Origin of the sequence: Micromonospora zamorensis (assembly GCF_900090275.1) — a bacterium.
Classification (GTDB): Bacteria; Actinomycetota; Actinomycetes; order Mycobacteriales; family Micromonosporaceae; genus Micromonospora; species Micromonospora zamorensis.
The window spans coordinates 2,036,160-2,058,788 of the sequence record NZ_LT607755.1 but is presented as its reverse complement, the minus strand read 5'-3'; the positions used below and the strand labels follow the sequence as shown (position 1 = coordinate 2,058,788).

Sequence of the window (22,629 nt, the reverse complement as noted above, 5' to 3'; positions counted from 1 at the left end):
GGACCTGTGTCCATGAGCCGGCCGGGTGCCGCGGACCTCGTCCAACCATTTCGTGCCGAGTGGCGGGAGCCCCATCATGACAAGACGCAGACCCATCCTTGGTTTTCTCGCGACGGCGGCAGTCGTCGTCGTGACCGTGGGCGCGGCGGCGCTGGCCAGTGGCTTGAGCACCACTGCGTCCGCCGCGAACGTCGGAGCCGCCGCAGCGACCGCCGGGTGCGGCAAGGCGCCCGGACTGAACAGCGGCACCCACACCATCCAGAGCAGCGGCAAGAGCCGCAGCTTCATCCTTCGGCTGCCCGACAGCTACAACAACACCTATGCCCACCGGCTGGCCTTCGGGTTCCACTGGCTTGGCGGCACCGCCAACCAGGTCGCGTCGGGTGGAACCGACGGAGCCGCCTGGGCCTACTACGGCATGCTCTCCCAGGCGAACAACAGCACCATCTTCGTCGCCCCGCAGGGCCTCAACAACGGCTGGGGCAACTCCAACGGCGAGGACGTGACCTTCACCGACGACATGATCCGCGTCATCGAGAACGCTCTCTGCGTCGACACCACGCAACGTTTCTCGGTCGGGTTCAGCTACGGCGGCGCGATGAGCTACTCGTTGGCGTGTTCCCGACCGACGGTGTTCCGCGCGGTCGCGGCAATCGCGGCCCCGGGGGCGATCAGCGGATGCAGCGGCGGCACCCAGCCGGTGGCGTACCTGGGGATTCACGGCATCAACGACAACATCCCGAGCGGGCGGTCGCTGCGCGACAGGTTCGTCCGCAACAACGGTTGCGCCGCGCAGAACCCGCCCGAACCAGCGGCGGGCAGCCGGACCCACATCACCACCGCATACTCCTGCCAGGCCGGATACCCGGTGGTCTGGGCCGCGTTCGACGGCGGCCACCAGCAAGGTCCGGTGGACGGGTGCGCCGGCTGTGAGAGCGGCGCGCGGAGCTGGGTCAAGCAGGAGGTGTGGCGCTTCTTCACCCAGTTCGGCTCGACCGTGCCGCCCACCACTCCGCCACCATCGACCCCACCGCCGGGCCAGCAGAACGTGCTGATCGCGGGTAGCCAGTCCGGCCGGTGCATCGACATCCCCAACTCCAGCACCAGCAACGGCGCCCGCCCGCAACTCTGGGACTGCCACGGTGGCACCAACCAGCGTTGGACCCATACCGCCAACCGCACCCTGACCGTCTACGGCAACAAGTGCCTGGATGCCAGCGGGGCAGGCAGCAGCAACGGCACCGCTGTCCTCATCTGGGACTGCAACGGTCAACCGAACCAGCAGTGGAACGTGAACTCCAACGGCACCATCACCGGCGTCCAGTCAGGGCTCTGCCTCGACGCCGTCGGTTCCGGCACGGCCAATGGGACGCAACTACACCTCTGGGCCTGCCACGGCGGCGCCAACCAGCAGTGGAGCACGCGCAACTAGCGCCGGTTCGCCGTGCCGGCCACGCGCCGCCCGGGGGTCCTGTCCCGGGCGGCGCACGGCCGCTGTGCCGCCAGGGGCGCGCAGTGTCCCGGTTGCGCACCGCTGATTAGATGTGCTGATGGGTCCGTGGGAAGCAACATTGCTCGTCATCGCAACGATCGGGTCGGTCGGGGCAGCGGTCGGAGCTTGGTTCCAGGAGAAGCGCAGCTCGGCGACCCAGCTCGCGGCAGTGCAGCGCAAGCTCGACCTGGTTATGGATCACCTCGGCATCGTCGCGCCCGTGGAGTCGGAAGTGGTCCGGCACCTGGAGAGCGGCCAGGTGATCCAGGCTGTACGCGTGTACCGCCAGCAGACCGGCGCGAGCCTGGTCGAGGCGAAGCAGGCGGTGGACCGCATCGCCGCCGGGCTCCACCTTCAGCGGTAACACCGCTGCCAACATCCTCTCGCCCGTCGGAATTCGGCGCGGCCGTCGCTGTCCGCTCACCTCAGAGGTGACGGTGATTCTAGGATTCGGGCAGGGCCGCGCAGCCCGGAGACCAAGGATCACCTCGGGTCAGGCTGCGCGCCTACTCGGAAGAACCACGGCAGGAAGGACAGCGGCATGACCGACCGCCAGCGCGCCACCCCGGCCATCCCGGACGACGATCCGAGCCGAACCCTGACCGTGGCCAACCCCGACGACCCCGCAACCACCTACATCTCTCTCGCCGGTGGCACCTACGCCATGCTGATCACCGGCAAGCAGACCAACGGTCAGTACTGCCTCATCGACATGCGCATCCCCGACGGCGGAGGACCGCCGCCACACCGGCACGACTTCGAGGAAATGTTCACCATTCTCGAAGGCGAGATCGAGTTCACCTTCCGCGGAGAGAAGCACCTCGTCCGAGCCGGCTCCACAGTCAACATCCCGGCCAACGCGCCGCACAATTTCCGCAACACCTCCGGCGCACCCGCCCGCATGCTGTGCGTCTGCACCCCCGCAGGCCAGGACGAATACTTCCTCCGCGTCGGCGACAAGGTCGCCGGCAAGGACGCACCGCCGCCGCAGCTCACCGACGACGAGATGGCGGAGCGCCGGCAACGCGCAACCGATCTGGCACCCGAGTACCGCACCGAGATGCTCTGACCGACCAGAGCCGGCCAGGAGAAACCGAGAGTACGACGTCCGGCGCTCATCGCTCGACCCGTACCGGCGCCGTGTCCCGGGCGAAGCGCAGCAGGGCGGTGAATGCCAGCGCGGACGTCACCGCTCCGCCGACGAGGCGTACCCAGTGGCCGGCGACGAACTCCTCGGCAACCTGGCGCAGATACTCCGGGGAGTGCGTGCCGACCGGGTCGACGAACATGATCTCGTTGCGCGGCCAGAAGAACACCACCGAGAACAGGAACTCGCAGGCGATGAAGACCACCGCGGCGGCGGCTACGTACCACCGCAGTCGCCGATTGCGCCACGTGAGGGCGGTCGCGGCGAGGCTCGTCAGGACGACCGAGGCGCCCAGCGGCGGGAAGTAGTCGCTCGGGCCGCCGGCGACCAGGAACTCACGGGCCCGGTCCAGCGAGGCGGGGGCATCCCCGAAGATGTTCGGGTAGAGCATCACGGTCTCGGCCGCGACCCCACCAAATGACATCATCGCCGCCCAGACGAGCACGATGAGCACGATCCAGGTCAGCTTGATACGGGACACAGCAGCACTTCTCCTTGACTTTCGGGCCCCGGTGGGCACGATCTGTGCGGTCGCCGTCGACGCTAGGTCGCCAACCCGGGACCGTCTGCCGCGCAGACGCGCGAGCTGGCATCGCTTCTCGACGTACGGGCCGGGGCGGGGATGATGCCTGCGGACGGCAGCGGCGCGGGCCCGCACCGACTTAGGCTCACGAACGTGCAGGCCACCTCACCCACCCGAACCGAGGCGCTGCTCGCCGTGGCCATCCTGGGCCTGGTCACGGCGGCGGTCGTGACCGAGGGCGCGTCAACCTCCCAGGCGGCGTTGGCCGGCGGATTCGGGGTCGGACTGGCCGTACTGCTGCTGGTGGCCCGGCGTTGGACGGTCCCCGCGCTGCTGGCGACGGCCGCCGGCATCCTCGGCTACTACGCCCTGGAGCTGCCGCCGGTCGGCGTGGCCGCCCCGGCCGCCCCCATCCTCTACGTGGCCGCGCAGCGGGGCCGGGTGGTCCCGGCCGCCGCCGTCGGCGGGAGTCTGCTGATCGTCTCGGTGGCCGCCCGGCTCGTCGAGGGAGACGACATCTCTGTCGTGATCGGTGCCGGTCTGGGCTCCGAGGCAGCCCTGATACTCGCCGTCATCGCTCTGGGTGACGCCGTCCGCAACCGGCGTTCGCTTCGGGCCGCGCTGGCCCGGCAGGCCGCCTTCGCGGCCGAGGAACGCCGCCGGGAGGCCGCCCGGCAGGTCGAGGCCGAGCGGCTGCGCATCGCCCGGGAGGTGCACGACACGCTCGGACACACCATCTCGGTGATCACCCTCCAGTCGGCTGTGGCGCGGGAGGCACTTGCCGATGCCGAGCCCGGGCAGGCCGAGGCCGCCCTGGCCGCGATCCACTCGGTGAGCGGCAGCGCCATGGCCGAGCTGCGCGCCACGTTGGGCACCCTGCGTCGCGAGCCCGGGCCGCGCGAGCCGGCCCCCGGTTTCACCCAGCTGCGCACGCTCGTCGAGGGCGTCCGCCGAGGCGGGCTGCCGGTCGAGCTGCGTCTCGACGGCCCGGTCGACGCCCTGCCCACGGTGGTCGGCAGCACCGTCTACCGGATCGTGCAGGAGGCACTGACCAATGTGCTGCGCCACGCCCACGCCACCCGCGCCACGGTGACGATCCGGGCGACCCCGTCCGGGTTGTCGGTGGAGGTCGTCGACGATGGTCGGGGATCTGCCGGCGGCGCGGCAGGTGAGACGGGTCAGGGGCTGCGCGGCATGTCGGAGCGGGTTGCCCTGCTCGGCGGCACCCTCGATGCCGGCGAGGCCGCTGACGGCGGTTTCCGGGTCTCGGTCCACCTACCGCTGGCCGGGATCGCCGCATGAGCGACGTACGCGTCGTCCTCGTCGACGACCAGCACCTGGTGCGCACCGGACTCCGCGCGTTGCTGGAACGCGCCTCGGACATCACAGTGGTCGGCGAAGCCGGCGACGGCCGGGCCGCCGTGGCAGTCGCCCGCGAGCAGCGGCCCGACGTCGTCCTGATGGATGTCCGGATGCCTGGTGGCGACGGCATCGAGGCAACGCGCCGCATACTCACCGACCCGACGCTGGCCGACGTTCGGGTGGTCATGCTGACCACCTTCGACGATGACGAGTACCTCTTCGAGGCCATCCGCGCCGGCGCCGCCGGCTTCCTGCTCAAGGACACCCCGCCCGACGCCCTGCGGGACGCCGTCCGCGTGGTGGCCGGCGGGGACGCGCTGCTGTCACCGGCGGTGACCCGGCGGGTGATCGCCGCAGCGGCCCGCTCCCCCGTCGCGGATCCAGCCCGGCTGACCGGGCTCACCGGGCGGGAACGCGACGTCCTGGCACAGGTCGGCACCGGACGGTCGAACGTGGAGATCGGGGCGGCCCTGCATCTCAGCCCCGACACCGCCCGCACGTACGTGAGTCGCCTGCTGCACAAGCTGAACGCCCGCGACCGCGCCCAGCTCGTGGTCATCGCGTACGAGAGCGGGCTGGTCCGACCCGGCGACGGCTGAGCCTGGGTCGGCGAGCATCGGTCGTGGTGCGCGCCCCGACCCTCTATCGTCAATCATCGATCTGGGTCGACGCTGTCCGGCTCGTCGTCGGGATCGTGGGCGGGCGGGGCACCGGAAATGCCGGGGGCACGCCAGCACCATCCCGCGAACTCGATCCGGCTCGGCGAGGGCGAGGTCGAGCGCGGTGCCGCCGCCCATGCTGCAACCGACGAACAATGCCGGCCCGACGCCGAGCCGGTCAAGCACCCGACGCAGATCGTCCAACCGGGAGAATGGCCCGGACGGCGGCGCGGAGCGGCCGAAGCCCCGCACCTCGTACCGGATCAGCCGGCGCTGCCCGGCGAGTCGCTCCCAGACGGGGTCCCAGATGCGAGAATCGCCCTCGCCCTGGGTGCAGGAGCACGACCGGCGGCAGGCCGCCCCCGGTGTCTTCGGCCCAGACGGACCCGTCCCGCACATTGATCAACTGCCCCACGGCGACGAGCCTCCCACACGGGCGGCGCTCAGACGCGGGGATATCAACTCGAGTGCGAAGTTCCTGCTTGGTCGCAGAACAAATACCGGAGACATCTTCTGTTATCGATCACTGCCACGCCGTGACCTCGACGCTGCCGGCCTGACTTACGAAACACGCCTCAGACTCGGGCAACCCGGACGGCGTCGGCCACGACGTAGCCGGCTGCGCTGGTCCACCGACTCACCGCAACCAGGTTGCGGTCACCGGCAGCGAGCGCAAAGGTGCCGAGCGAACGCCAGACGCCACCGTTGGAGCGCTGGTCCACGTTGAGTGTCTGGTTGCCGGAGGCGGTGACGATGACGTGCGGGGTGGTGCTGTTGTAACCCGGGTCGGCCGGGTGCCGTACCTCGATCCGATAGTTCCCGGCCGCCGGGATGTCGACCTTGAACCAGGCGGCGTCGCTGGCGGGGGTGGGGCTGGCGAAGCGGTAGTCAGCGCCGTAGCGCTGGCTGGAGTAGGCCGAGCTCCCCCAGTTGGCGCTCGCCGTGAACCGTCCTGCGGTGGCGTTGTCCACGATGACGCTGAAGGTGGGCGGGGTGGTACTGCCCAGTCCCAGATAGCTGGCGATGCCCTGGGCGTGCGCGCGGGCGGTGGCAGTGATGAAGTCGGCCCGTTTGAGCAGGTTCGCGTCCGCCACGGTGTCGATGAAGAGGTTCTCGGTGAGCACCGCCGGCATGGTCGTCTCGCGCAGCACGTGGAAGTTGGCGCTCTTCAGCCCTCGGTCGGTGACTGCACCGACCGACCGCATACCGGCGATCACTCTCGGATGCAACGCGTTGTGCAGGTTGGTGGTGGCGGCGTCCGCCGTCAGGTACCGGTAGCTCTCGAAGCCGGTGCCGCCCCCGGAGTTGATGTGCACACTGACGAAGAGGTCAGCGCCCCAGGCATTGGCGTCATCGGTGCGGTAGGCCAGGCTGCGAGTGATGTCGGTCGTTCGGGACATGCGGACGTCGACGTTCCAGTTGGCCAGCAGAATACTGCGCAGTTGCAGGGAGATGTCGAGCGTCAGGGCCTTCTCCTGCAACCCGTTGCCGACCGCCCCAGAGTCGGTGCCGCCGTGACCGGGGTCGATGTAGACCTTGGGCGACGCGGCCCGCGCGGGGCTTCCGAGAATGGGGACGGCCGCAGCACCAGCGAGGGCCGCCAGGAGGGTACGCCGCCGCAGCGCCAAGTCGTCGAACATGTGCACCTCTCAAGGGAAACCGAAGAGATCAACGATGCGCAAAATATAGCGGATCATCGATGGTCTTGAAAGATGTCTACGTGTCGTGATCTGATCGCCGGAGGTTTCCGCCAGCGCGCCGCCCGGTGCACCAATCGTCAGGTGACGCACTGTGTTGGCGAGCCGCGCGTCCCACACGTTCGGTCCCATGTGTGGCGCGACTGGGCGTTGATCGCAGTCATCGCGCCGGCGATCATGTTGGAAGGAATACTCCGGCCCGATCTGCCGTGGCGGGTGGGCTGCGTCGTCGTCGCGCTCGCGCTGCTGCCGACGCTCCTTCGCGGCGTACGAAGCCGCTCGCGATGGTGGCGATAGCGTTCGGCCTCACGACGGTCGGCCCATTCGTGCGGCCCGGCGATGCCTGTCAGATGTTCACGGCGAGCTTCCTGGTCCTCCTGGTCTCCGCGCTGTTCCGCTGGGGCTCCGGCCGGGATGCCGTGATCGGTTCGTTCTTCGTGGTGGCCAAGGTGGCCGCCGCCAGCCTGGCCGGCTCGATCAACGGCGGCGAGTTGGCCACCGGCTTCGCGGTGATGTTCGCCGCCGCCACGCGGTTGGCCCGGACGTCAGCCACGGTCCTTCCGGCCAGTTCCCGCCGTCACGCCAGGTCGGCACCTCGCATGGCCTGGGTGAACGCCCAGGACTGTCGATAGTCGACGCCCGCGTGCTCGCCCGGCCCCTTGCTGAGGATCTGGTCGCACTGGAACAGCTCCTCCGCCCTGACCAGCAACCGCACCCTGCTCAAGCACGGCACCGACGGTGCGCGCCGCCACACCTGCATTGAGGTGCACACTCTGCACAAGGGAGACGCGCTCTTCGTCCCGCCGAACATTCCGCACGCCTTCGCCCCCGCCGACGGCCAGGATGCCGACTTCCTCGTCGTGATCACCCCCGGCAAGCCCCGTTTCGACTACTACCGACTGCTGGCCCTCCACGCCGCCGCGGGCGACAGCTCCCGACGAATGAGCCGAGCAGAAATAGGGTGTACGCGCGGACCTCGGGAGACTTCTAACCGCGCCCGTCCGGAGGCTGCTCTTTCGTCAGGTGGAGCAGGTGCCGATGTCGGCGATCGACTTGTCGGCATCCTCGTAGGTGAGGTGATCGAGGTGGTGGTCGGACACGGTCGCGCTCCATGGCGCTGCGCACGCCCCGAAAGGGCCGGCGGGTGGTTTCCGCCGGCCCCTCCGGCTGTGGTCACCGTCCGTAGAGCTCGAATTCGTAGAGCGAGAACCCGTACGAGGTGGCCCGCTTGACTCCGTACACCCGCACGTAACGGGCATTGACCGGGGCGAAGGTGGCGTTGTCGACGCCGCCGTTGCCGGAAGTGGTGCTGAACACCGGTTGCCAGGAGGTGCCGTCGCTGGAGACCTCGATTCGGTACTCGCTGCCGTACGCGGCCTCCCAGCGCAGCACCGCCCGACTGACGGTCCGCGTCGAGCCGAGGTCCACCCGGAGCCACTGGTTGTCGTTGTAGCTGCTGGACCACCGGCTGCCGAGGCTGCCGTCGACCGCCTTGTTGGGGGTGTTGCTGGTCAGGAACTGGGTGCTCGACGCGGTGGCCGGACGGCCCTGCGCCAGGTTCGTGAGGTTGTCGCCACGTCGCGCCGGGAACGAGACGACCTGCTGGTAGGTGGGGCGGTTCTGCCAGGCGATCAGCGGCTGGGTGATGCCGCCCAGCCCGGACTGGGCGATGGAGTCGGCGCACCACTGGTCGCCGGCTCCGCAGGACGCGTCACCCGGGTAGACCGTCGCGGCCGGCACCGCGGCGGCCTGGCCGAGCGCGTCGAGCAGGGCCTGCCGGCACGCGCCGAGGTTGCCGTTGCCGCAGTACGCGCGCCCCGGCCCGCCGGCGACGGGGTCGCCGAGCACGGTGCGCAGGTCCTTGTCGACGTAGCCCCACCAGCCGTACTGGAACGACGAGCCCTTGTGTGCCTGCCCCTGCGGCGCCCAGCTCACGGCGCCGTCACGCCCGCCGTTCTGGCCACCGGACGGCGCCTCGTTCACCTCGATCGCGTCGACCAGGGCGGCGTACAGGTCGGGCCCGAGGCCGGGGCGGAACTGGGCTGCGGCCAGGAGCGGCCACCACGCGTCGAAGATCCGGATGGCCTCGGCGTGCTGGTAGACCCTGGAGCCGGGTGCCGTCTCCACCCGGCGGGTGCCGGCCTGCTGCCAGGCCCGCAGTTTGCTCACGGCGGCGGTCAGCGCCGGATCGGTGACCGGCGTGCTGTCGAGCACCCGCAGCAGCTCGCCGAGGACCTGCTGGCCGCGCAGATCGGTCACCGCCGCGTCTGCGGTGATCTTCGCGACGTCGGCGCGTCCGAGCTTGCGCTGGGCGATGGCGGCGCGCACCGGACCGTCCAGCAGTTGAGCCCTGTGCACCGCGCCGTAGCTGAAGTTGCCGTCGGCCGCACCGAAGTCCCGCGCCTGCTTGTTGTTCCAGCTCACGTAGTAGTCCTGGTCGACCGACTGGGGGTGGGCCGATGCCGGGGTGTAGGTCGCGTCGTTGGTGTCCGGGTTCCAGCCCACCCACTCGTAGGCCTGCTCGGCCTTCGTCGGCAGGTTCGGGTCGGCGGTGGTGGGCCGGAGCGGGTTCGAGCCGGAGTTGTAGTACGCCGCCTGGGTCGAGTTGACGTAGAACCAGTTGAACGCGTACCCGACGTTCGCCGCGGATGCCTGGAACGCCGCCGCGCTGCCCATCGCCGACGGGTCGTTGAAGGCCTGGAAGCCGATCGCCGAGTCGGCCTCGTGCCGGTAGGTGGACCGCAGCTTGGTGAACGCGGTCGGCTGCCCGTTGACCAGGCCCCGGTAGGCCACCAGCCCGTACTTCGTGCGCAGCGCGCGCAGTGTGTAGGAGCCGGCCGGGGTGGAGTCGGCGAGCGTCGGTTTCCAGGAGTTCCGCTGCTCCAGCGTCTCCATGGCGAGGCACTGCCCGTGGTAGAGGTAGCGGTTGCTGCGCAGCGTCGGGGCGCTGCCGTCGGTGGTGCACAACGGCACCGCGTACGTGTCGGTCAGATCCTGGGAGGCGGAGGTGGCGCTCCAGGCGTAGTCCTGGCCACGACCGAGCAGCACGTAGAGGTTGAGCCCGGCGAACGCGGCACCGCGCGCGCTGATCCCCGGCCCCTGGAGTTCCTGGAGCATCAGCAGTTGCGGGGCGAAGTAGCCGGTCTGCGGGCCGAACACGGCCACCGGGTTGCCGGTGGTGCTGTGCCGGCCGGAGACCACCACCGCGTTGGACATGCCGTGCGCGCGCAGGTTGGACAGCCCGCCGAGCAGGTCCTTGGTGGCGGTGCTGGCGCCGGTGCGGGCGGCGGCGCCGCCGCTGGCGTCGTAGGCGAGCGGTTCGGGCGTCACCGTGCCGGCGTCGGGCAGCACCGCGCTGGTCGCGCCGCTCGGCGTGGCGCCGTACGGGAAGCTCTGCCCGTCGTGCAGCGTCAGCACGGTCTCCGGGTCGTTCTGCGAGCGGAATCCCTGCCAGATCCGGTCGCCCTCGGTGGCACCGTACTTGGCCCGGGCCGCGACCCGGACCAGCGCGGACTGGATCTCGCTGCCGCCGCCTCCGCCGAAGAGCCCGCCGACCACGCCGGCGGTGGCGATCAGGTCGGTCATGGTGAAGTGCGTCGGCTTGCCGGCACCGGTCAGCACGTACTCGCCGGGGTAGTTGTCGTCGGCGATCGACTTGTCGATGTAGGCGTTGATGCCGGCGATGTAGTCGACGACGTCGGTGTAGAGCTGCTGGCCCCGGGCGCCCTTGGTGCGCAGCGCGTCCACCTGGGCCTGGAGGTCCGCCTCCGTGTAGGGCGAGTTGGCCCAGACGCTCTGCTCCAGCTCCCGGTTGCCAGGCGCGCCGCCAGCGAACGAGGTGACGTTGCCGCGGCCGACGTGCCGCAGCAGGTCCATCACCCAGAGCCGGTCCTGAGCCCCGGCGTAGCCGGCGCCGAACATGGTGCCGCCGCGGGTGGTGCCGGTGACGTGCGGGACGCCGGTGGCCTTGTCCCGCACGATGGTGACGTCCGAGCGCGGCGACACGGTGCTCTCGACCTGCCCGGCGGGGACGCCGAACGAGGCGTCGTTGTAGAAGTGGGCGATCTGCTCGTCGGTCAGCCCGGCGTAGTTGTAGACCAGGTTGGCGTACTCGTCGAGTTGGTCGCTGGAGTGTGCCGGGCGGGTGCCGAGCGCCTGGTGGGCCAGGATGTCGACCAGCGTGGCGTTGCCGTTCTGCCCGGGGGGCAGGATGTCGGCGCACTGCCCGAGGCAGTAGTCGTCGGGGGTGAAGGTGGCGGCGAGCGCCGGTGACGGCGGGATGACCGTCAGGACGCTCGCAGTCAGGACGGCGGTGGTGAGCGCCGCGAGCCGGGCGCGCAGGGCGGGTCTGGGCATGACGGTCCTCCGGGGACGCGGAGTCGGGTCGTTCGGGTACGCCCGGCTGCCGGTGCCGACCTGTCGCCATCCGTGCCCGGGCGTCCTACCCGGAGGCGAGAAAGACTCACGTCGATCTCGACAATGATCGGCACAGGACGACCCTTCGGGATAGTTCTCGTGCACCAGCTGCCAATGCCGACGTTTCGCCGTCCGCCGACGTCGGTTCGAGCCAGCTCATATTGATTACTGTGAACGTCTTCACTTGACCAACGGGAGCGCGTAATCTTCGTGAAACACATACTGAAACGATTCATCCCAGCCCACCGCCCCTCCCCCGTTCCGGGCCAACCACCCGCCTGCGCCCGTGCCGGGAGACCGCCGCCCAGAAGGATGAGGCCCTGGAATGATGCGCAGAACGCGCCGTCGCGCCGCAACCTCCGCGCTTCTCGTGCTGCTGCTCGGCCTGACGCCGATGGTGGCTCCCGGCCCGGCCACCGCAGCGCCGGCAGCCGCGACGCTGACCGCGACCGACCTGACCACCGAACGCGCCACCGAACCGATCGGCCTGGACGTGGCGCAGCCCCGACTCGGCTGGCGGATCGACGCCACCGCCCGGGGCGTGCTCCAGGAGTCGTACCAGGTGCGCGTCGCCACCAGCGCGGAGCGCCTCAACGCCCCCGATGTCTGGGACAGCGGCCGGGTCCGGTCGCGGCAGAGCGTCCTCGTCCCGTACGCCGGCCCGCAACTGCGACCCCGCACCCGGTACGCCTGGCAGGTCCAGGTCTGGGACACCGCCGGCAACGCCTCCGGCTGGAGCACGCCCGCGTCCTGGGAGACCGGCGTACGCGGTGGCGCGGGCTGGCAGGCCGACTGGATCGGCATGCCGTCGGTGACCGAGTCCTGGACCGACTACACGGTGCAGACGACGGTACGGCTGGAACGCGACGCGGCCGGGATCTACCTCCGTGCCCGGGGCGCGGCGAACGCGTACATGTGGCAGTTCTCCATCACCAACGGCAGTGCCAAACTGCGCCCGCACGCCCGGGTCAACGGCGCCTGGACCGTGCTCAAGGAGGTGCCGCTCGGTGGAGTCGTCCCGGCCGACAGGCTGACCACGCCGCACACCCTTCGCATCACCGCGGCCGGGAACACCATCACCACCTGGGTCGACGGCACACAGGTCGACGTCACCACCAGCACCGCGCACCAGGCCGGCTCGGTCGGCCTGCGTACCAACGGGCTGGAGTCCGGCGTGTTCTCCAACTTCTCGGTGACCAGCGGCGGCCAGACGCTCTTCACGGCCCCGCTCACCGACGGGGTGAACCCGTTCGGGGCGGGCACTCCCACCGCGGCCGGCCTGCGGGTCGGCGGAGACACCGAGGCCATGCTCACCGCGCTGGACGCGAACCCGCTGCTGCGCCGGGGCTTCCGCGTCGACGGCACTGTCGCGCGGGCCCGGATCTACGCCACCGCGCTCGGGGTCTACCAGCTCTCCCTCAACGGCCAGCGGGTCGGCGACCACGAGTTGGCGCCCGGCTGGACCGACTACCACAAGCGGGTGCAGTACCAGACGTACGACGTGACCCGTCAGCTCCAACCGGGCGACAACGCCCTCGGCGCCCTGCTCGGCGACGGGTGGTACGCCGGCAGCATCGCCTGGTTCGGCACCGACAACTACGGCTCCCGGCCGCACCTGAGCGCCCAGCTGGTCATCGACTACACCGACGGACGCAGCGCGACGGTCGGCACCGACGGCTCGTGGCGCGTCACGGGCGGGCCGTTCCTGCAGAGCGACCTCATTCACGGCGAGACCTACGACGCGCGGCGGTTGCCGGCCGGCTGGGACCGGCCCGGGTTCAACGACGCCGGCTGGAAGCCCGCCACCGTCGACGACGTCGACGCCACCGACAAGATCGTCGCCCAGGTCGACCCACCGGTGCGGGTCACGCAGGAGCTGCCAGCCCGGACGCTGACCCAGCCCACCCCCGGCACCTGGATCTTCGACCTCGGCCAGAACATGGTGGGCAAGGTGCGGCTGAAGCTCAACGGCCCGGCCGGCACGACGGTGCGCATCCGGCACGCCGAGGTGCTCAACCCGAACGGCACCGCCTACACCGCCAACCTGCGCTCGGCACGCGCCACCGACCAGTACACGCTGCGGGGCGGCGGGGCCGAGGTCTACCAGCCGACGTTCACCTTCCACGGCTTCCGTTACGTCGAGCTGACCGGCTATCCGGGCACCCCCGACCTGTCCTCGGTCACCGGGCTGGTGATGCACACCGACGGGGACCTCACCAGCGAGTTCCAGACCTCCAACGCCATGGTGAACCAACTGCAGAGCAACATCACCTGGGGGCAGCGCGGCAACTTCCTCTCCATCCCGACCGACACGCCGGCGCGCGACGAGCGGCTCGGCTGGACCGGTGACATCAACGTCTTCGCCAACACCGCGACGTTCAACATGGACAGCCTGACGTTCCTCAGCAAGTGGTTGCAGGACCTGCGCGACGCGCAGTCGGCCAACGGCGCGTACCCCGACGTCGCGCCGCGCGCCTGCTGCGGGGACGGCGCGACCGGCTGGGCCGACGCCGGGATCACCGTTCCGTACGCGCTGTGGCAGCGCTACGGCGACACCCGGGTCGTCGAGGAGCACTACGCGTCGATGGTGCGGTACGCGTCCTGGTTGGAGAGCACCAGCTCCGGCAACCTGCGGACCAACGCCGGCCCGTACCTCGACTGGCTCAACCTCGAAGACCCGACGCCGGCCGGCGTGGTCGGCACCGCCTACTACGCGTACAGCATCCGGCTGCTGGGAGAGTTGGCCGCCGCCATCGGGCGCGACGCCGACGCGACCCGCTACGCGGCGCTGTCCAAGACCATCACCCAGGCGTTCGTCAACGCCTACGTCGCGGCCGACGGCACGGTGCAGGGCGACAGCCAGACCGGGTACGTGCTGGCCATCGGCATGGGCCTGCTGACCGATCCGCTGCGGGCCAGGGCCGCCGACCGGCTGGTCGCCAACGTGCAACGGCACGACTGGCACCTCTCCACCGGCTTCCTCGGCACCCCGGATCTGCTGCCGGCGCTGACCGCCACCGGGCACCTGGATGTCGCCTACCGGCTGTTGCTCAACGACACCTACCCGTCGTGGGGCTACGAGATCGGCAAGGGCGCGACCACGATCTGGGAGCGCTGGGACTCGATCAAACCCGACGGCAGCTTCGGTGACGTGGGGATGAACTCCTTCAACCACTACGCGTACGGCGCGGTGGGCGACTGGATGTACCGGACGGTCGCGGGCATCCAGCCCGACGCCGCCAACCCCGGGTACGAGCACGTCACGTTCGCCCCTCAGCCGGGAGGTGGGCTCACCTCGGCCAAGGCGTCGTACCGCTCGGCGTACGGAACGATCGGCAGTGACTGGGACCTCGACGCACGCGGCGACATGCGGCTGCGTCTCACAGTGCCGCCCAACACCACGGCCACAGTGCGTTTCCCGACGCCCGGGCGTGAGGCGGTCACCGAGGGCGGCCGGCCGGCGGAGCAGGCTGCCGGGGTGCGGTTCGTCCGGATGGACGGCGCGGTCGCCGTGTACGAGATCGGGTCCGGTTCCTACTCCTTCGCTGTCGTCCCACCGACGGGCGCGTACGACCACGTCGACCTCGGCGTCACGGCGTCCGAGCAGGCGCACCGACTCGCCGCCTCCGCCTACTCGGCCACCAGCACCGAGGCCGGGTTGACCCGCCGGTACACCGACGTGACCCGCCCCGGCGGTTGGTTCGAGTTCGACCTCGCGGTCAAACCGGGTGAGCCGTTCGCGCTGCGCTCGGTGGAGACGTACGACGGGCCGCAGCTCAAGGACTACCAGGTGATCGTGGACGGGGTGGTGGCCCACACCCGCTCGTGGCAGCGCACCGCGGGCGGGCCGGGCACGGTCAGCTACCAGTTCGTCGTGAACCTGCCGGATGCGACCCGCGACGGCGTGGTGCGGGTGCGGTATCAGGACACCGGCACCGGGTACGACCCGTCGATCGCCGACGTCTGGGCGATGCCCGCGGCCTGACCGGGCTGGGTGTTGCGGAGAGGAGCCGGGCGGGCATCCGCCCGGCTCCTCTGTCGTCGGTGTGGCCGGTCAGCGCCGGGTGCGTCGGGGTTGGTCGCTGGATCGGCGTACGACCAGCTCGGGCTGGAACACCACGTGTCGGTGCCGGTGGGTGTCGCCGGACTCCGCCTCTTCGAGCAACAACTCGGCTGCGGCGCGGCCGAGCTGGTCGCGGGGCTGGCGCACCGACGACAGTGGCACCGCCGCGGCGCCAGCGAACTCGATGTCGTCGTAGCCGACGATGGCCACGTCGATCGGCACCCGCACGCCGCGCGCGGTCAGCTCCTGAAGCACACCGAGCGCGATCAGGTCGTTGGCGCAGAACACGGCGGTCGGGCGCTTGCGGACCGGCAACGCGAGCAGCTCCTCGGCGGCGCGCCGACCAGCGGCGACGGTCAGGCTGGTGGTCATCGCCACCCGGAGGTCAGCGGTGCTGCCGCGGTCCCGCAGAGCTGCGGCGGCCCCGGCGTGCCGGTCGGCAACCTGGGCGATGGTGAGCGGGCCACCGAGGTAGGCGATGCGTTGGTGGCCCTGGTCCAGCAGGTGGTCCATGGCGAGTCGGCCGCCGAGCACGTCGTCGACCGCCACCGAGCACAGGTTCGCCCGGCCCGTTCCCCGGTCCACCAGCACCACCGGGATGCCTCGCTCGATGAGCCTGTCCAGGATGGGCTGCGGGCCATGGCCGACCGGGGTGATGAGCACACCACGGACCCGCTGCTCCTCCAGCAGCTCCAGGTGGCGGCGCTCCCGGGCGCTGTCCTCGCCGCTGTTGCAGACGACGAGCATGGCGCCAGCCCCCTCGATCGCCTGTTCGGCACCCCGGACCACGTCGGTGAAGAACGGGTTGGCCACGTCCAGGACGACGATCGCGACGGTGCGACTGCGCCCGGCGCGCAGTTGACGAGCGGAGTCGTTGCGGACGTAGCCGAGCGTGGAAATGGCGTCCAGCACCCGCTGACGGGTGGCGGGGGCGACCGTGTCGGGTCGGTTGAGCACGTTGCTCACGGTGCCGAGGGAAACCCCGGCATGCCGGGCGACCTCCTTGATGTTCGCCGTTGCCATGACTCCCCAGATGCTCCCTACGGTGGTCGCGGCCCGTGCCGACCGGGTCGCTCGGCAGTGTATAGCGCCTAAAACGTTTCATCGAGCGCACCAGCAGCGCTGCGAGCTGGCCCGGAGCCCGCGTCAGCAACGGCGAAGAAATAGCATCGAAAGTCTTGACGCTCTCGGAGACCTACCCCTACCGTCCATGCAAACGACGCATGAAACGATTCAGGAGGGGTTCGGATGACCGCCGACGCACCGGCCACCCCGGCTCCGCTGCTGGTCCTCGACGGCGTGACGAAGTCCTTCGGGGCCGTCGCCGCGCTGCGCGGGGTGCACCTGGCGCTGCACCCCGGTGAGGCACACGCCCTGGTCGGCGAGAACGGGGCGGGCAAGTCCACTCTGGTGAAGGTGCTGGCCGGCGCACACGCGCCGGACTCCGGCTCGATGACTCTGGACGGGCAGCCGCTGCGGCTGCGCGGTCCCGCCGACGCCCGGGCCGCCGGCATCGCGGTCATCTACCAGGAACCGACGCTCTTCCCGGACCTCTCCGTGGCGGAGAACATCTTCATGGGTCGGCAACCGCTGCGCGGTCTGCGTCGCATCGACACCGCCGCGATGAACCGCGACGCCGAGCGGCTGTTCCAGCGGCTGGGTGTGCGCATCGACCCGACCCGGCCCGCGCGTGGCCTCTCCATCGCCGACCAGCAGCTCGTCGAGATCGCCAAGGCGATCTCGTTCGACGCCCGCGTCCTGGTCATGGACGAGCCAACCGCCGCGCTCTCCGGTGTGGAGGTCGAACGGCTCTTCGCGGTCGCCCGGTCGCTCTGCGAGGGTGGGGCGGCAGTGCTGTTCATCTCGCACCGTTTCAACGAGGTGTTCGACCTGTGCCACCGCGTCACAGTGCTGCGCGACGGCGCCTGGGTCTCCAGCGACGACGCCGCCGACCTGACCGTCGACGAGGTGGTGCGGCGCATGGTCGGCCGGGACGTCTCCGCGCTCTACCCGAAGCAGGCCGCCGAGCTGCGCGACACCCTGCTCGAGGTCCGTGGGTTGACCCGGGCCGGCGTCTTCACCGATGTGTCGTTCTCCGTCCGGGGTGGGGAGATCGTCGCGCTCGCCGGGCTGGTCGGCGCCGGGCGCAGCGAGGTCGCCCGCGCCGTCTTCGGTGTCGACCGCTACGACACGGGCGAGGTGCTGGTGGCCGGTCGCGCCGTCCCGGCGGGGAACCCGGGCCGGGCGATCGCGGCCGGCATGGCGTTGGTCCCCGAGGACCGACGGCAGCAGGGCCTGGTCATGGAACTGTCGGTGGAGCGCAACGCCACGCTTGCCCGCCGCCGGGCGCTGAGCCGGCTGGGCCTCCTGCTCGGCGGCGCGGAACGCGCCGAGGCCCGCCGCTGGACGCGGCGGTTACAGGTGAAGGCCTCCCGGCTCGGCGCGCCCGTGGCGACCCTCTCCGGGGGCAACCAGCAGAAGGTCGTGCTCGCCAAGTGGCTGGCCACCGAACCACGTGTCCTGATCATCGACGAGCCGACCCGCGGCATCGACGTCGGCACCAAGTCCGAGGTGCACCGGCTGCTCTCCGAGCTGGCCGGCGACGGCCTGGCCATCCTCATGATCAGCAGCGAGCTGCCCGAGGTGCTCGGCATGGCCGACCGGGTTCTCGTCATGCACGAGGGACGACTGGTCCGCGAGCTGCCCCGGGCCGAGGCGGACGAGGCCTCCATCATGTTCGCCGCCACCGGGCAAGGAGCGACCGCATGAGCCTCACCGACGCCGGTGCGCCCGAACGGGCCGCCGGGAACGCCCCGACCCACCCCGGTCGGCAGCGCCGCAGCCTCACCGAACGGCTGTTCGCCGTACGCGAGCTGAGCCTGTTGATCGCGCTCGGCCTGCTGGTCCTGGTGACCACACTTCGCAACGACAGGTTCCTGAGCGGCCAGAGCATCAAGGACCTGCTGCTGGGCTGCGCGATCCTGGTGATCCTGGCGGTCGGCCAGACCCTGGTCATCGTCACCCGCAACGTCGACCTCTCCGTCGGCTCGATCCTGGGTCTGGTCGCCTTCGCCACCGGCTCGCTGTTCCTCTCCGCACCCGCTACGCCGTGGCCCGTGGCGCTCGTCGTGGGCGTCGCACTGGGCGCGCTGTGCGGCGCGGTCAACGGCGGCCTGATCGCGGTGGCCCGGGTGCCCGCCCTGGTCATCACGCTCGGCACCCTCTACGCCTTCCGCGGCGTCGACTACTACTGGGCGTCCGGCCGCCAGATCAACGCCGCCGACATGCCCCAGTCGTTCCTGCGGCTGGGCAACCAGACGGTGCTCGGCGTACCCGTGCTGTTCCTCGTCGCGCTGGTCGTCGTCGCCGCCGTCGGCTTCTACCTGCGCTCCTACCGCAGCGGCCGGGAGCTGTACGCGATCGGCTCCGAACCGGCCGCCGCCCGGCTCTCCGGCATCCCGGTGGGGCGACGGGTGTTCACCGTCTTCGTGGCCAGCGGAGCCCTCGCCGGGCTCGCCGGCGTGCTGTACGCGGCCCGGTTCGGCACCCTCGACGCGGCCGCCGGCAGTGGCCTGGAACTCCAGGTCGTCGCCGCCGCCGTGGTCGGCGGGGTGGCGATCTTCGGAGGCAGCGGCAGCGCCTACGGCGCGGCACTCGGTGCCGTGCTGCTGACCACGATCGGCAGCTCGCTCGCCGTCCTGCGCATCGACCCGTTCTGGCAGCAGGCCGTGGTCGGCGCACTCATCCTCGCCGCCATCGGGCTGGACCGGCTCCTGGCCCTGCGGGTGGCGGCCCGGCTCCGAGGGAGAAGCGCGCATGGCGCATGACAGCCTGTACGCCGCACCGACCACCGCCGAGGCCGAGGCCGGAGCGGACCGCCTCGCCGGCCTGCGCGGGCTGTTCGGCTCCTGGGACGCGGTGATCGTCGCTGCCCTCGTGGCGGCCGTGCTGGTCGCCAGCCTGACCGTGGAGAACTTCGCCACCGGCCGCAACGCCCAGTTCCTGCTGCTGGACCTGATGCCGCTGGCGCTCATCGCGCTGCCGATGACCCTGATCGTGATCACCGGTGAGATCGACCTCTCGGTGGCCAGCATGGTCGGGCTGTGCAGCACGTTGATGGGGCAGCTCTGGCTCTCCAGTGGGCTGTCCCTGGAGTTGATCTGTGTCCTCGTGGTGCTGCTGGGCGCCGTGCTCGGCGCGGTGAACGGTCTCTTCGTCACCGGCTTCGGTCTGCCGTCGCTGGCGGTGACCATCGGCACGCTCGCCCTCTACCGCGGGTTGTCCTTCGTGGTGCTCGGCGACCAGGCGGTCGCGGACTTCCCGGCCGACTGGACCGCTGCCGCGGTGCGCGCCATCCCCGGCACGTCGATCCCGGTCGTGGTGGTCCCGCTGCTGCTGCTCGCCGTGGTCTTCGGCGTCGTGCTGCACGCCACCGCCGCCGGTCGCGCGCTCTACGCCATGGGGAACAACGACCAGGCCGCCACGTTCACCGGCGTCTCGGTGGCCCGGACGAAGTTCTGGCTCTTCGTGGTCTCCGGTGCGGTGTGCGGGCTGGTCGGCATCTTCTGGACGCTGCGGTACGCCAGCGCCCGCGGTGACAACGCCACCGGCCTGGAGCTGACCGTGGTGACCGCCGTGCTGCTCGGCGGTGTCTCGATCTTCGGCGGCCGGGGTGCTCTGCTCGGTGTGGTGGCCGGTGTGCTGCTCCTCGGCGTCCTGCGCAACGCGCTGCAACTCGCCGACGTCGACGCCAACGCGCTGACGATCGTCACCGGCAGCCTGCTCATCGCATCCGTCGTGCTGCCCAACGCCGTCGCGGACATCCGCGCCCGGTTGCACCGCCGACGACAGCGGCACCCCGTCGCTTCGTGACGCTCCCCCGTACACCCACCACCCACCCCCCGGAAAGGTCGACGATGTCCGCATACCGCAGAGGCCTCCGGGTCGGGGCCACCAGCCTCGCCCTCGCCGCACTGCTGCTCAGCGCCGCCTGTGGCGGCACCACCCGGGACAACTCCAACGACGACGCCGGCGCCGGCAACCAGGCGAGCGGCGCCGCCAACCCGGACGCCGCCATCAAGGCAGGGCTGAAGATCGCCTTCCTGCCGAAGGCCCTGAACAACCCCTACTTCACCGTCTCGGACAACGGTGGCAAGGACGCCGTCACCGAGTTCAAGGGCGAGTTCAAGGAGGTCGGCCCCTCCGAGGCCAGCGCCTCCTCCCAGGTCAGCTACATCAACACCCTGTCCCAGCAGGGCATGGACGTGATCGTCACCTCCGCCAACGACCCGAACGCGATCTGCGGGGCGCTCAACCAGGCGAAGGCGGCCGGCGCGAAGATCGTCACCTTCGACTCCGACACCAAGCCGGAGTGCCGCCAGATCTTCGTCAACCAGGTGACCGCCGAGGGCATCGCCGAGAACCAGGTCAAGCTCATCTCGCAGCAGATCGGCGGCGAGGGTGAGATCGCCATCCTCTCCGCCACCGCCAACGCGACCAACCAGAACGCCTGGATCGCGCTGATGAAGACCGAGCTGGCGAAGCCCGAGTACAGCAAGATCAAGCTGGTCACCGTGGCGTACGGCAACGACGACGACCAGAAGTCCTTCCAGGAGACCCAGGGTCTGCTCCAGTCGTACCCCAACCTCAAGGGCATCATCTCGCCGACCACTGTCGGTGTCGCGGCGGCCGGCCGTTACCTCAGCGGTTCGCAGTACAAGGGCAAGGTCAAGCTGACCGGTCTGGGCACCCCGAACCAGATGCGCCAGTACGTCAAGGACGGCACCGTCGACGCGTTCGCCCTGTGGAGCCCGGCCGACCTCGGCTACCTCGCCGCGTACGCCGGCGCGGCACTGGCCTCCGGTCAGATCACCGGCGCCGAGGGCGACAAGTTCAAGGCCGGCAAGCTCGGCGAGTTCACCGTCGGCAAGGAGGGTGTGGTCATCCTCGGCCCGCCCACGGTCTTCGACAAGAACAACATCGACCAGTTCCAGTTCTGATCGCCCTCCCGGTCGGTGCCGGCACACGTCGTGCACCGACCGGGGGAGCCGACGGGAGAGACATCATGACGCAGCCCGACGCGCGGACCCTCGAACGGGTCAAGCTGGCTCTGCGCTCGCAGCGCATCGAGACGCCATCCTGGGCGTACGCCAACTCCGGGACCCGCTTCAAGGTCTTTCCGCAGGAGGGGGTGCCGCGCAACCCGTACGAGAAGGTCGCCGACGCGGGGGTCGTCCACCAGCTCACGGGGGTCGCACCCACTGTGGCGTTGCACATCCCGTGGGACCGTGTCGACGACTACACCGATCTGGCCGCGTTCGCCGGGGATCACGGCGTCGGTCTGGGCGCGATCAACGCCAACGTCTTCCAGGACAACGACTACAAGCTGGGCAGCGTCACCAACCCGGATCCGGGGGTGCGCCGCAAGGCCATCGACCACCTGCTCGAGTGTGTCGACATCATGGACCGCACCGGTTCCCGCGACCTGAAGCTCTGGTTCTCCGACGGCACCAACTACCCCGGGCAGGACGACATCCGCGCCCGGCAGGACCGGCTCGCGACGGCGCTACGCGAAACCTACGACCGGCTCGGCGACGACCAACGGCTGCTGCTGGAATACAAGCTGTTCGAGCCGGCCTTCTACGCCACCGACGTGCCGGACTGGGGCACCGCGTACGCGCACTGCCTGGAGCTCGGCCCAAAGGCCCAGGTGGTCATCGACACCGGGCACCATGCGCCGGGCACGAACATCGAGTTCATCGTGGCGTTCCTGCTGCGCGCCGGGAAGCTCGGCGCGTTCGACTTCAACTCGCGCTTCTACGCCGACGACGACCTGATGGTCGGGTCCGCGGACCCGTTCCAGCTGTTCCGGATCATGTACGAGATCGTCCGGGGCGACGCGTTGGCGCCGGAGGCCGGCATCGCGTTCATGCTCGACCAGTGCCACAACATCGAGGCGAAGATCCCGGCCATCATCCGCTCGGTGCTCAACGTGCAGGAGGCGACGGCGAAGGCGTTGCTCGTCGACGCGGACGCGCTGGCCGCCGCGCAGCGCAGCGGTGACGTGCTCGCCGCCAACGCCGTGCTGATGGACGCGTACAACACCGACGTCCGACCGCTGCTCGCCGAACTCCGTACAGACCTGGGGCTCGATCCGGACCCGATGGCCGCGTACGCCCGCTCCGGCTACTTCGACAGGATCCGCGCCGAACGCGCCGGCGGCCAGCAGGCCGGCTGGGGCGCCTGACCACGCTTGAGAAACGCAGACTGG

The 22,629-nt window shown here is 70.4% G+C and carries 17 protein-coding genes and 1 pseudogene; 12 read left to right on the top strand and 6 right to left on the bottom strand.

The window, feature by feature from the left end:
• Positions 1–76: 76 nt before the first annotated feature.
• The 3 genes from GA0070619_RS09180 (at position 77) to GA0070619_RS09170 (ending at position 2,561) form a co-directional block, all read left to right on the top strand.
• Complete coding sequence (locus GA0070619_RS09180) at positions 77–1,432, top strand: ricin-type beta-trefoil lectin domain protein (protein ID WP_088947665.1); 1,356 nt, start codon at positions 77–79, stop codon at positions 1,430–1,432.
• A 139-nt stretch (positions 1,433–1,571) separates the two neighbouring features.
• Positions 1,572–1,856, top strand: coding sequence for a hypothetical protein (locus tag GA0070619_RS09175; RefSeq protein ID WP_088951659.1), 285 nt, complete (start codon positions 1,572–1,574; stop codon positions 1,854–1,856).
• A gap of 177 nt (positions 1,857–2,033) precedes the next feature.
• Positions 2,034–2,561, top strand: a complete 528-nt coding sequence (locus GA0070619_RS09170; RefSeq protein ID WP_088947664.1) for a cupin domain-containing protein — start codon at positions 2,034–2,036, stop codon at positions 2,559–2,561.
• A 46-nt stretch (positions 2,562–2,607) separates the two neighbouring features.
• On the opposite strand, the gene GA0070619_RS09165 is transcribed toward GA0070619_RS09170, so the two are convergent.
• A complete protein-coding gene (locus GA0070619_RS09165) occupies positions 2,608–3,120 on the bottom strand; it encodes a DUF1772 domain-containing protein (protein WP_231927346.1) in 513 nt (170 codons plus the stop codon).
• A gap of 195 nt (positions 3,121–3,315) precedes the next feature.
• On the opposite strand from GA0070619_RS09165, the gene GA0070619_RS09160 reads away from it, so the two are divergent.
• Both GA0070619_RS09160 and GA0070619_RS33345 read left to right on the top strand, forming a co-directional pair.
• The gene (locus tag GA0070619_RS09160) at positions 3,316–4,464 is read left to right on the top strand and encodes a sensor histidine kinase (protein WP_088947663.1); all 1,149 of its coding nucleotides are present in this window, start codon (positions 3,316–3,318) and stop codon (positions 4,462–4,464) included.
• A complete protein-coding gene (locus tag GA0070619_RS33345; protein ID WP_088947662.1) occupies positions 4,461–5,123 on the top strand; it encodes a response regulator transcription factor in 663 nt (220 codons plus the stop codon). Before GA0070619_RS09160 ends, GA0070619_RS33345 begins: the two co-directional genes overlap by 4 nt.
• Positions 5,124–5,171: 48 nt before the next feature.
• Here GA0070619_RS33345 and GA0070619_RS34060 read toward each other — a convergent pair.
• The 3 genes and pseudogenes from GA0070619_RS34060 to GA0070619_RS32235 all read right to left on the bottom strand — a co-directional run.
• Positions 5,172–5,582: pseudogene (locus GA0070619_RS34060) on the bottom strand (alpha/beta fold hydrolase); the annotation flags it as partial.
• 176 nt (positions 5,583–5,758) lie between these two features.
• Positions 5,759–6,823: a golvesin C-terminal-like domain-containing protein gene (locus GA0070619_RS09145; RefSeq protein WP_088947661.1), complete on the bottom strand. Its 1,065-nt coding sequence runs from the start codon at positions 6,821–6,823 to the stop codon at positions 5,759–5,761.
• A 9-nt stretch (positions 6,824–6,832) separates the two neighbouring features.
• The gene (locus tag GA0070619_RS32235; RefSeq protein ID WP_157743960.1) at positions 6,833–7,000 is read right to left on the bottom strand and encodes a hypothetical protein; all 168 of its coding nucleotides are present in this window, start codon (positions 6,998–7,000) and stop codon (positions 6,833–6,835) included.
• A 230-nt stretch (positions 7,001–7,230) separates the two neighbouring features.
• Between GA0070619_RS32235 and GA0070619_RS32230 the strand changes: the two genes are divergently transcribed.
• The gene (locus GA0070619_RS32230; RefSeq protein WP_157743959.1) at positions 7,231–7,512 is read left to right on the top strand and encodes a hypothetical protein; all 282 of its coding nucleotides are present in this window, start codon (positions 7,231–7,233) and stop codon (positions 7,510–7,512) included.
• A 541-nt stretch (positions 7,513–8,053) separates the two neighbouring features.
• Here GA0070619_RS32230 and GA0070619_RS09125 read toward each other — a convergent pair.
• A complete protein-coding gene (locus GA0070619_RS09125) occupies positions 8,054–11,236 on the bottom strand; it encodes a penicillin acylase family protein (protein ID WP_088947659.1) in 3,183 nt (1,060 codons plus the stop codon).
• A 385-nt stretch (positions 11,237–11,621) separates the two neighbouring features.
• On the opposite strand from GA0070619_RS09125, the gene GA0070619_RS09120 reads away from it, so the two are divergent.
• The gene (locus GA0070619_RS09120; protein ID WP_197699623.1) at positions 11,622–15,281 is read left to right on the top strand and encodes a family 78 glycoside hydrolase catalytic domain; all 3,660 of its coding nucleotides are present in this window, start codon (positions 11,622–11,624) and stop codon (positions 15,279–15,281) included.
• Between the two features lie 69 nt (positions 15,282–15,350).
• Here the strand turns inward: GA0070619_RS09120 and GA0070619_RS09115 are convergent, their stop codons facing one another.
• A complete protein-coding gene (locus GA0070619_RS09115; protein ID WP_088947658.1) occupies positions 15,351–16,382 on the bottom strand; it encodes a LacI family DNA-binding transcriptional regulator in 1,032 nt (343 codons plus the stop codon).
• 225 nt (positions 16,383–16,607) lie between these two features.
• Between GA0070619_RS09115 and GA0070619_RS09110 the strand changes: the two genes are divergently transcribed.
• From GA0070619_RS09110 to rhaI, 5 genes are all read left to right on the top strand, one after another.
• A complete protein-coding gene (locus GA0070619_RS09110) occupies positions 16,608–18,128 on the top strand; it encodes a sugar ABC transporter ATP-binding protein (RefSeq protein WP_088947657.1) in 1,521 nt (506 codons plus the stop codon).
• Positions 18,125–19,186, top strand: coding sequence for an ABC transporter permease (locus GA0070619_RS09105; RefSeq protein WP_088947656.1), 1,062 nt, complete (start codon positions 18,125–18,127; stop codon positions 19,184–19,186). The genes GA0070619_RS09110 and GA0070619_RS09105 overlap by 4 nt, the downstream gene beginning before the upstream one ends.
• Positions 19,176–20,231 (top strand): ABC transporter permease, encoded by a 1,056-nt coding sequence (locus GA0070619_RS09100; RefSeq protein ID WP_088947655.1) that lies wholly within the window; start codon positions 19,176–19,178, stop codon positions 20,229–20,231. The genes GA0070619_RS09105 and GA0070619_RS09100 overlap by 11 nt, the downstream gene beginning before the upstream one ends.
• Before the next feature lie 44 nt (positions 20,232–20,275).
• The gene (gene rhaS, locus GA0070619_RS09095) at positions 20,276–21,358 is read left to right on the top strand and encodes a rhamnose ABC transporter substrate-binding protein (protein ID WP_088947654.1); all 1,083 of its coding nucleotides are present in this window, start codon (positions 20,276–20,278) and stop codon (positions 21,356–21,358) included.
• Positions 21,359–21,423: 65 nt separating this feature from the next.
• Positions 21,424–22,605, top strand: a complete 1,182-nt coding sequence (gene rhaI, locus GA0070619_RS09090) for an L-rhamnose isomerase (protein WP_088947653.1) — start codon at positions 21,424–21,426, stop codon at positions 22,603–22,605.
• Positions 22,606–22,629: the final 24 nt, after the last annotated feature.

What these genes read in the sequence shown, in the direction of transcription:
- GA0070619_RS09105 (WP_088947656.1), top strand. Translation starts at nt 18,125, where the DNA reads ATGAGCCTCACCGACGCCGGTGCGCCCGAACGGGCCGCCGGGAACGCC.
- GA0070619_RS09145 (WP_088947661.1), bottom strand. Translation starts at nt 6,823, where the DNA reads ATGTTCGACGACTTGGCGCTGCGGCGGCGTACCCTCCTGGCGGCCCTC.
- GA0070619_RS33345 (WP_088947662.1), top strand. Translation starts at nt 4,461, where the DNA reads ATGAGCGACGTACGCGTCGTCCTCGTCGACGACCAGCACCTGGTGCGC.
- rhaS (WP_088947654.1), top strand. Translation starts at nt 20,276, where the DNA reads ATGTCCGCATACCGCAGAGGCCTCCGGGTCGGGGCCACCAGCCTCGCC.
- GA0070619_RS09110 (WP_088947657.1), top strand. Translation starts at nt 16,608, where the DNA reads ATGACCGCCGACGCACCGGCCACCCCGGCTCCGCTGCTGGTCCTCGAC.
- GA0070619_RS09180 (WP_088947665.1), top strand. Translation starts at nt 77, where the DNA reads ATGACAAGACGCAGACCCATCCTTGGTTTTCTCGCGACGGCGGCAGTC.
- GA0070619_RS09170 (WP_088947664.1), top strand. Translation starts at nt 2,034, where the DNA reads ATGACCGACCGCCAGCGCGCCACCCCGGCCATCCCGGACGACGATCCG.
- GA0070619_RS32230 (WP_157743959.1), top strand. Translation starts at nt 7,231, where the DNA reads ATGTTCACGGCGAGCTTCCTGGTCCTCCTGGTCTCCGCGCTGTTCCGC.
- GA0070619_RS09120 (WP_197699623.1), top strand. Translation starts at nt 11,622, where the DNA reads ATGATGCGCAGAACGCGCCGTCGCGCCGCAACCTCCGCGCTTCTCGTG.
- GA0070619_RS09100 (WP_088947655.1), top strand. Translation starts at nt 19,176, where the DNA reads ATGGCGCATGACAGCCTGTACGCCGCACCGACCACCGCCGAGGCCGAG.
- GA0070619_RS09125 (WP_088947659.1), bottom strand. Translation starts at nt 11,236, where the DNA reads ATGCCCAGACCCGCCCTGCGCGCCCGGCTCGCGGCGCTCACCACCGCC.
- rhaI (WP_088947653.1), top strand. Translation starts at nt 21,424, where the DNA reads ATGACGCAGCCCGACGCGCGGACCCTCGAACGGGTCAAGCTGGCTCTG.
- GA0070619_RS09115 (WP_088947658.1), bottom strand. Translation starts at nt 16,382, where the DNA reads ATGGCAACGGCGAACATCAAGGAGGTCGCCCGGCATGCCGGGGTTTCC.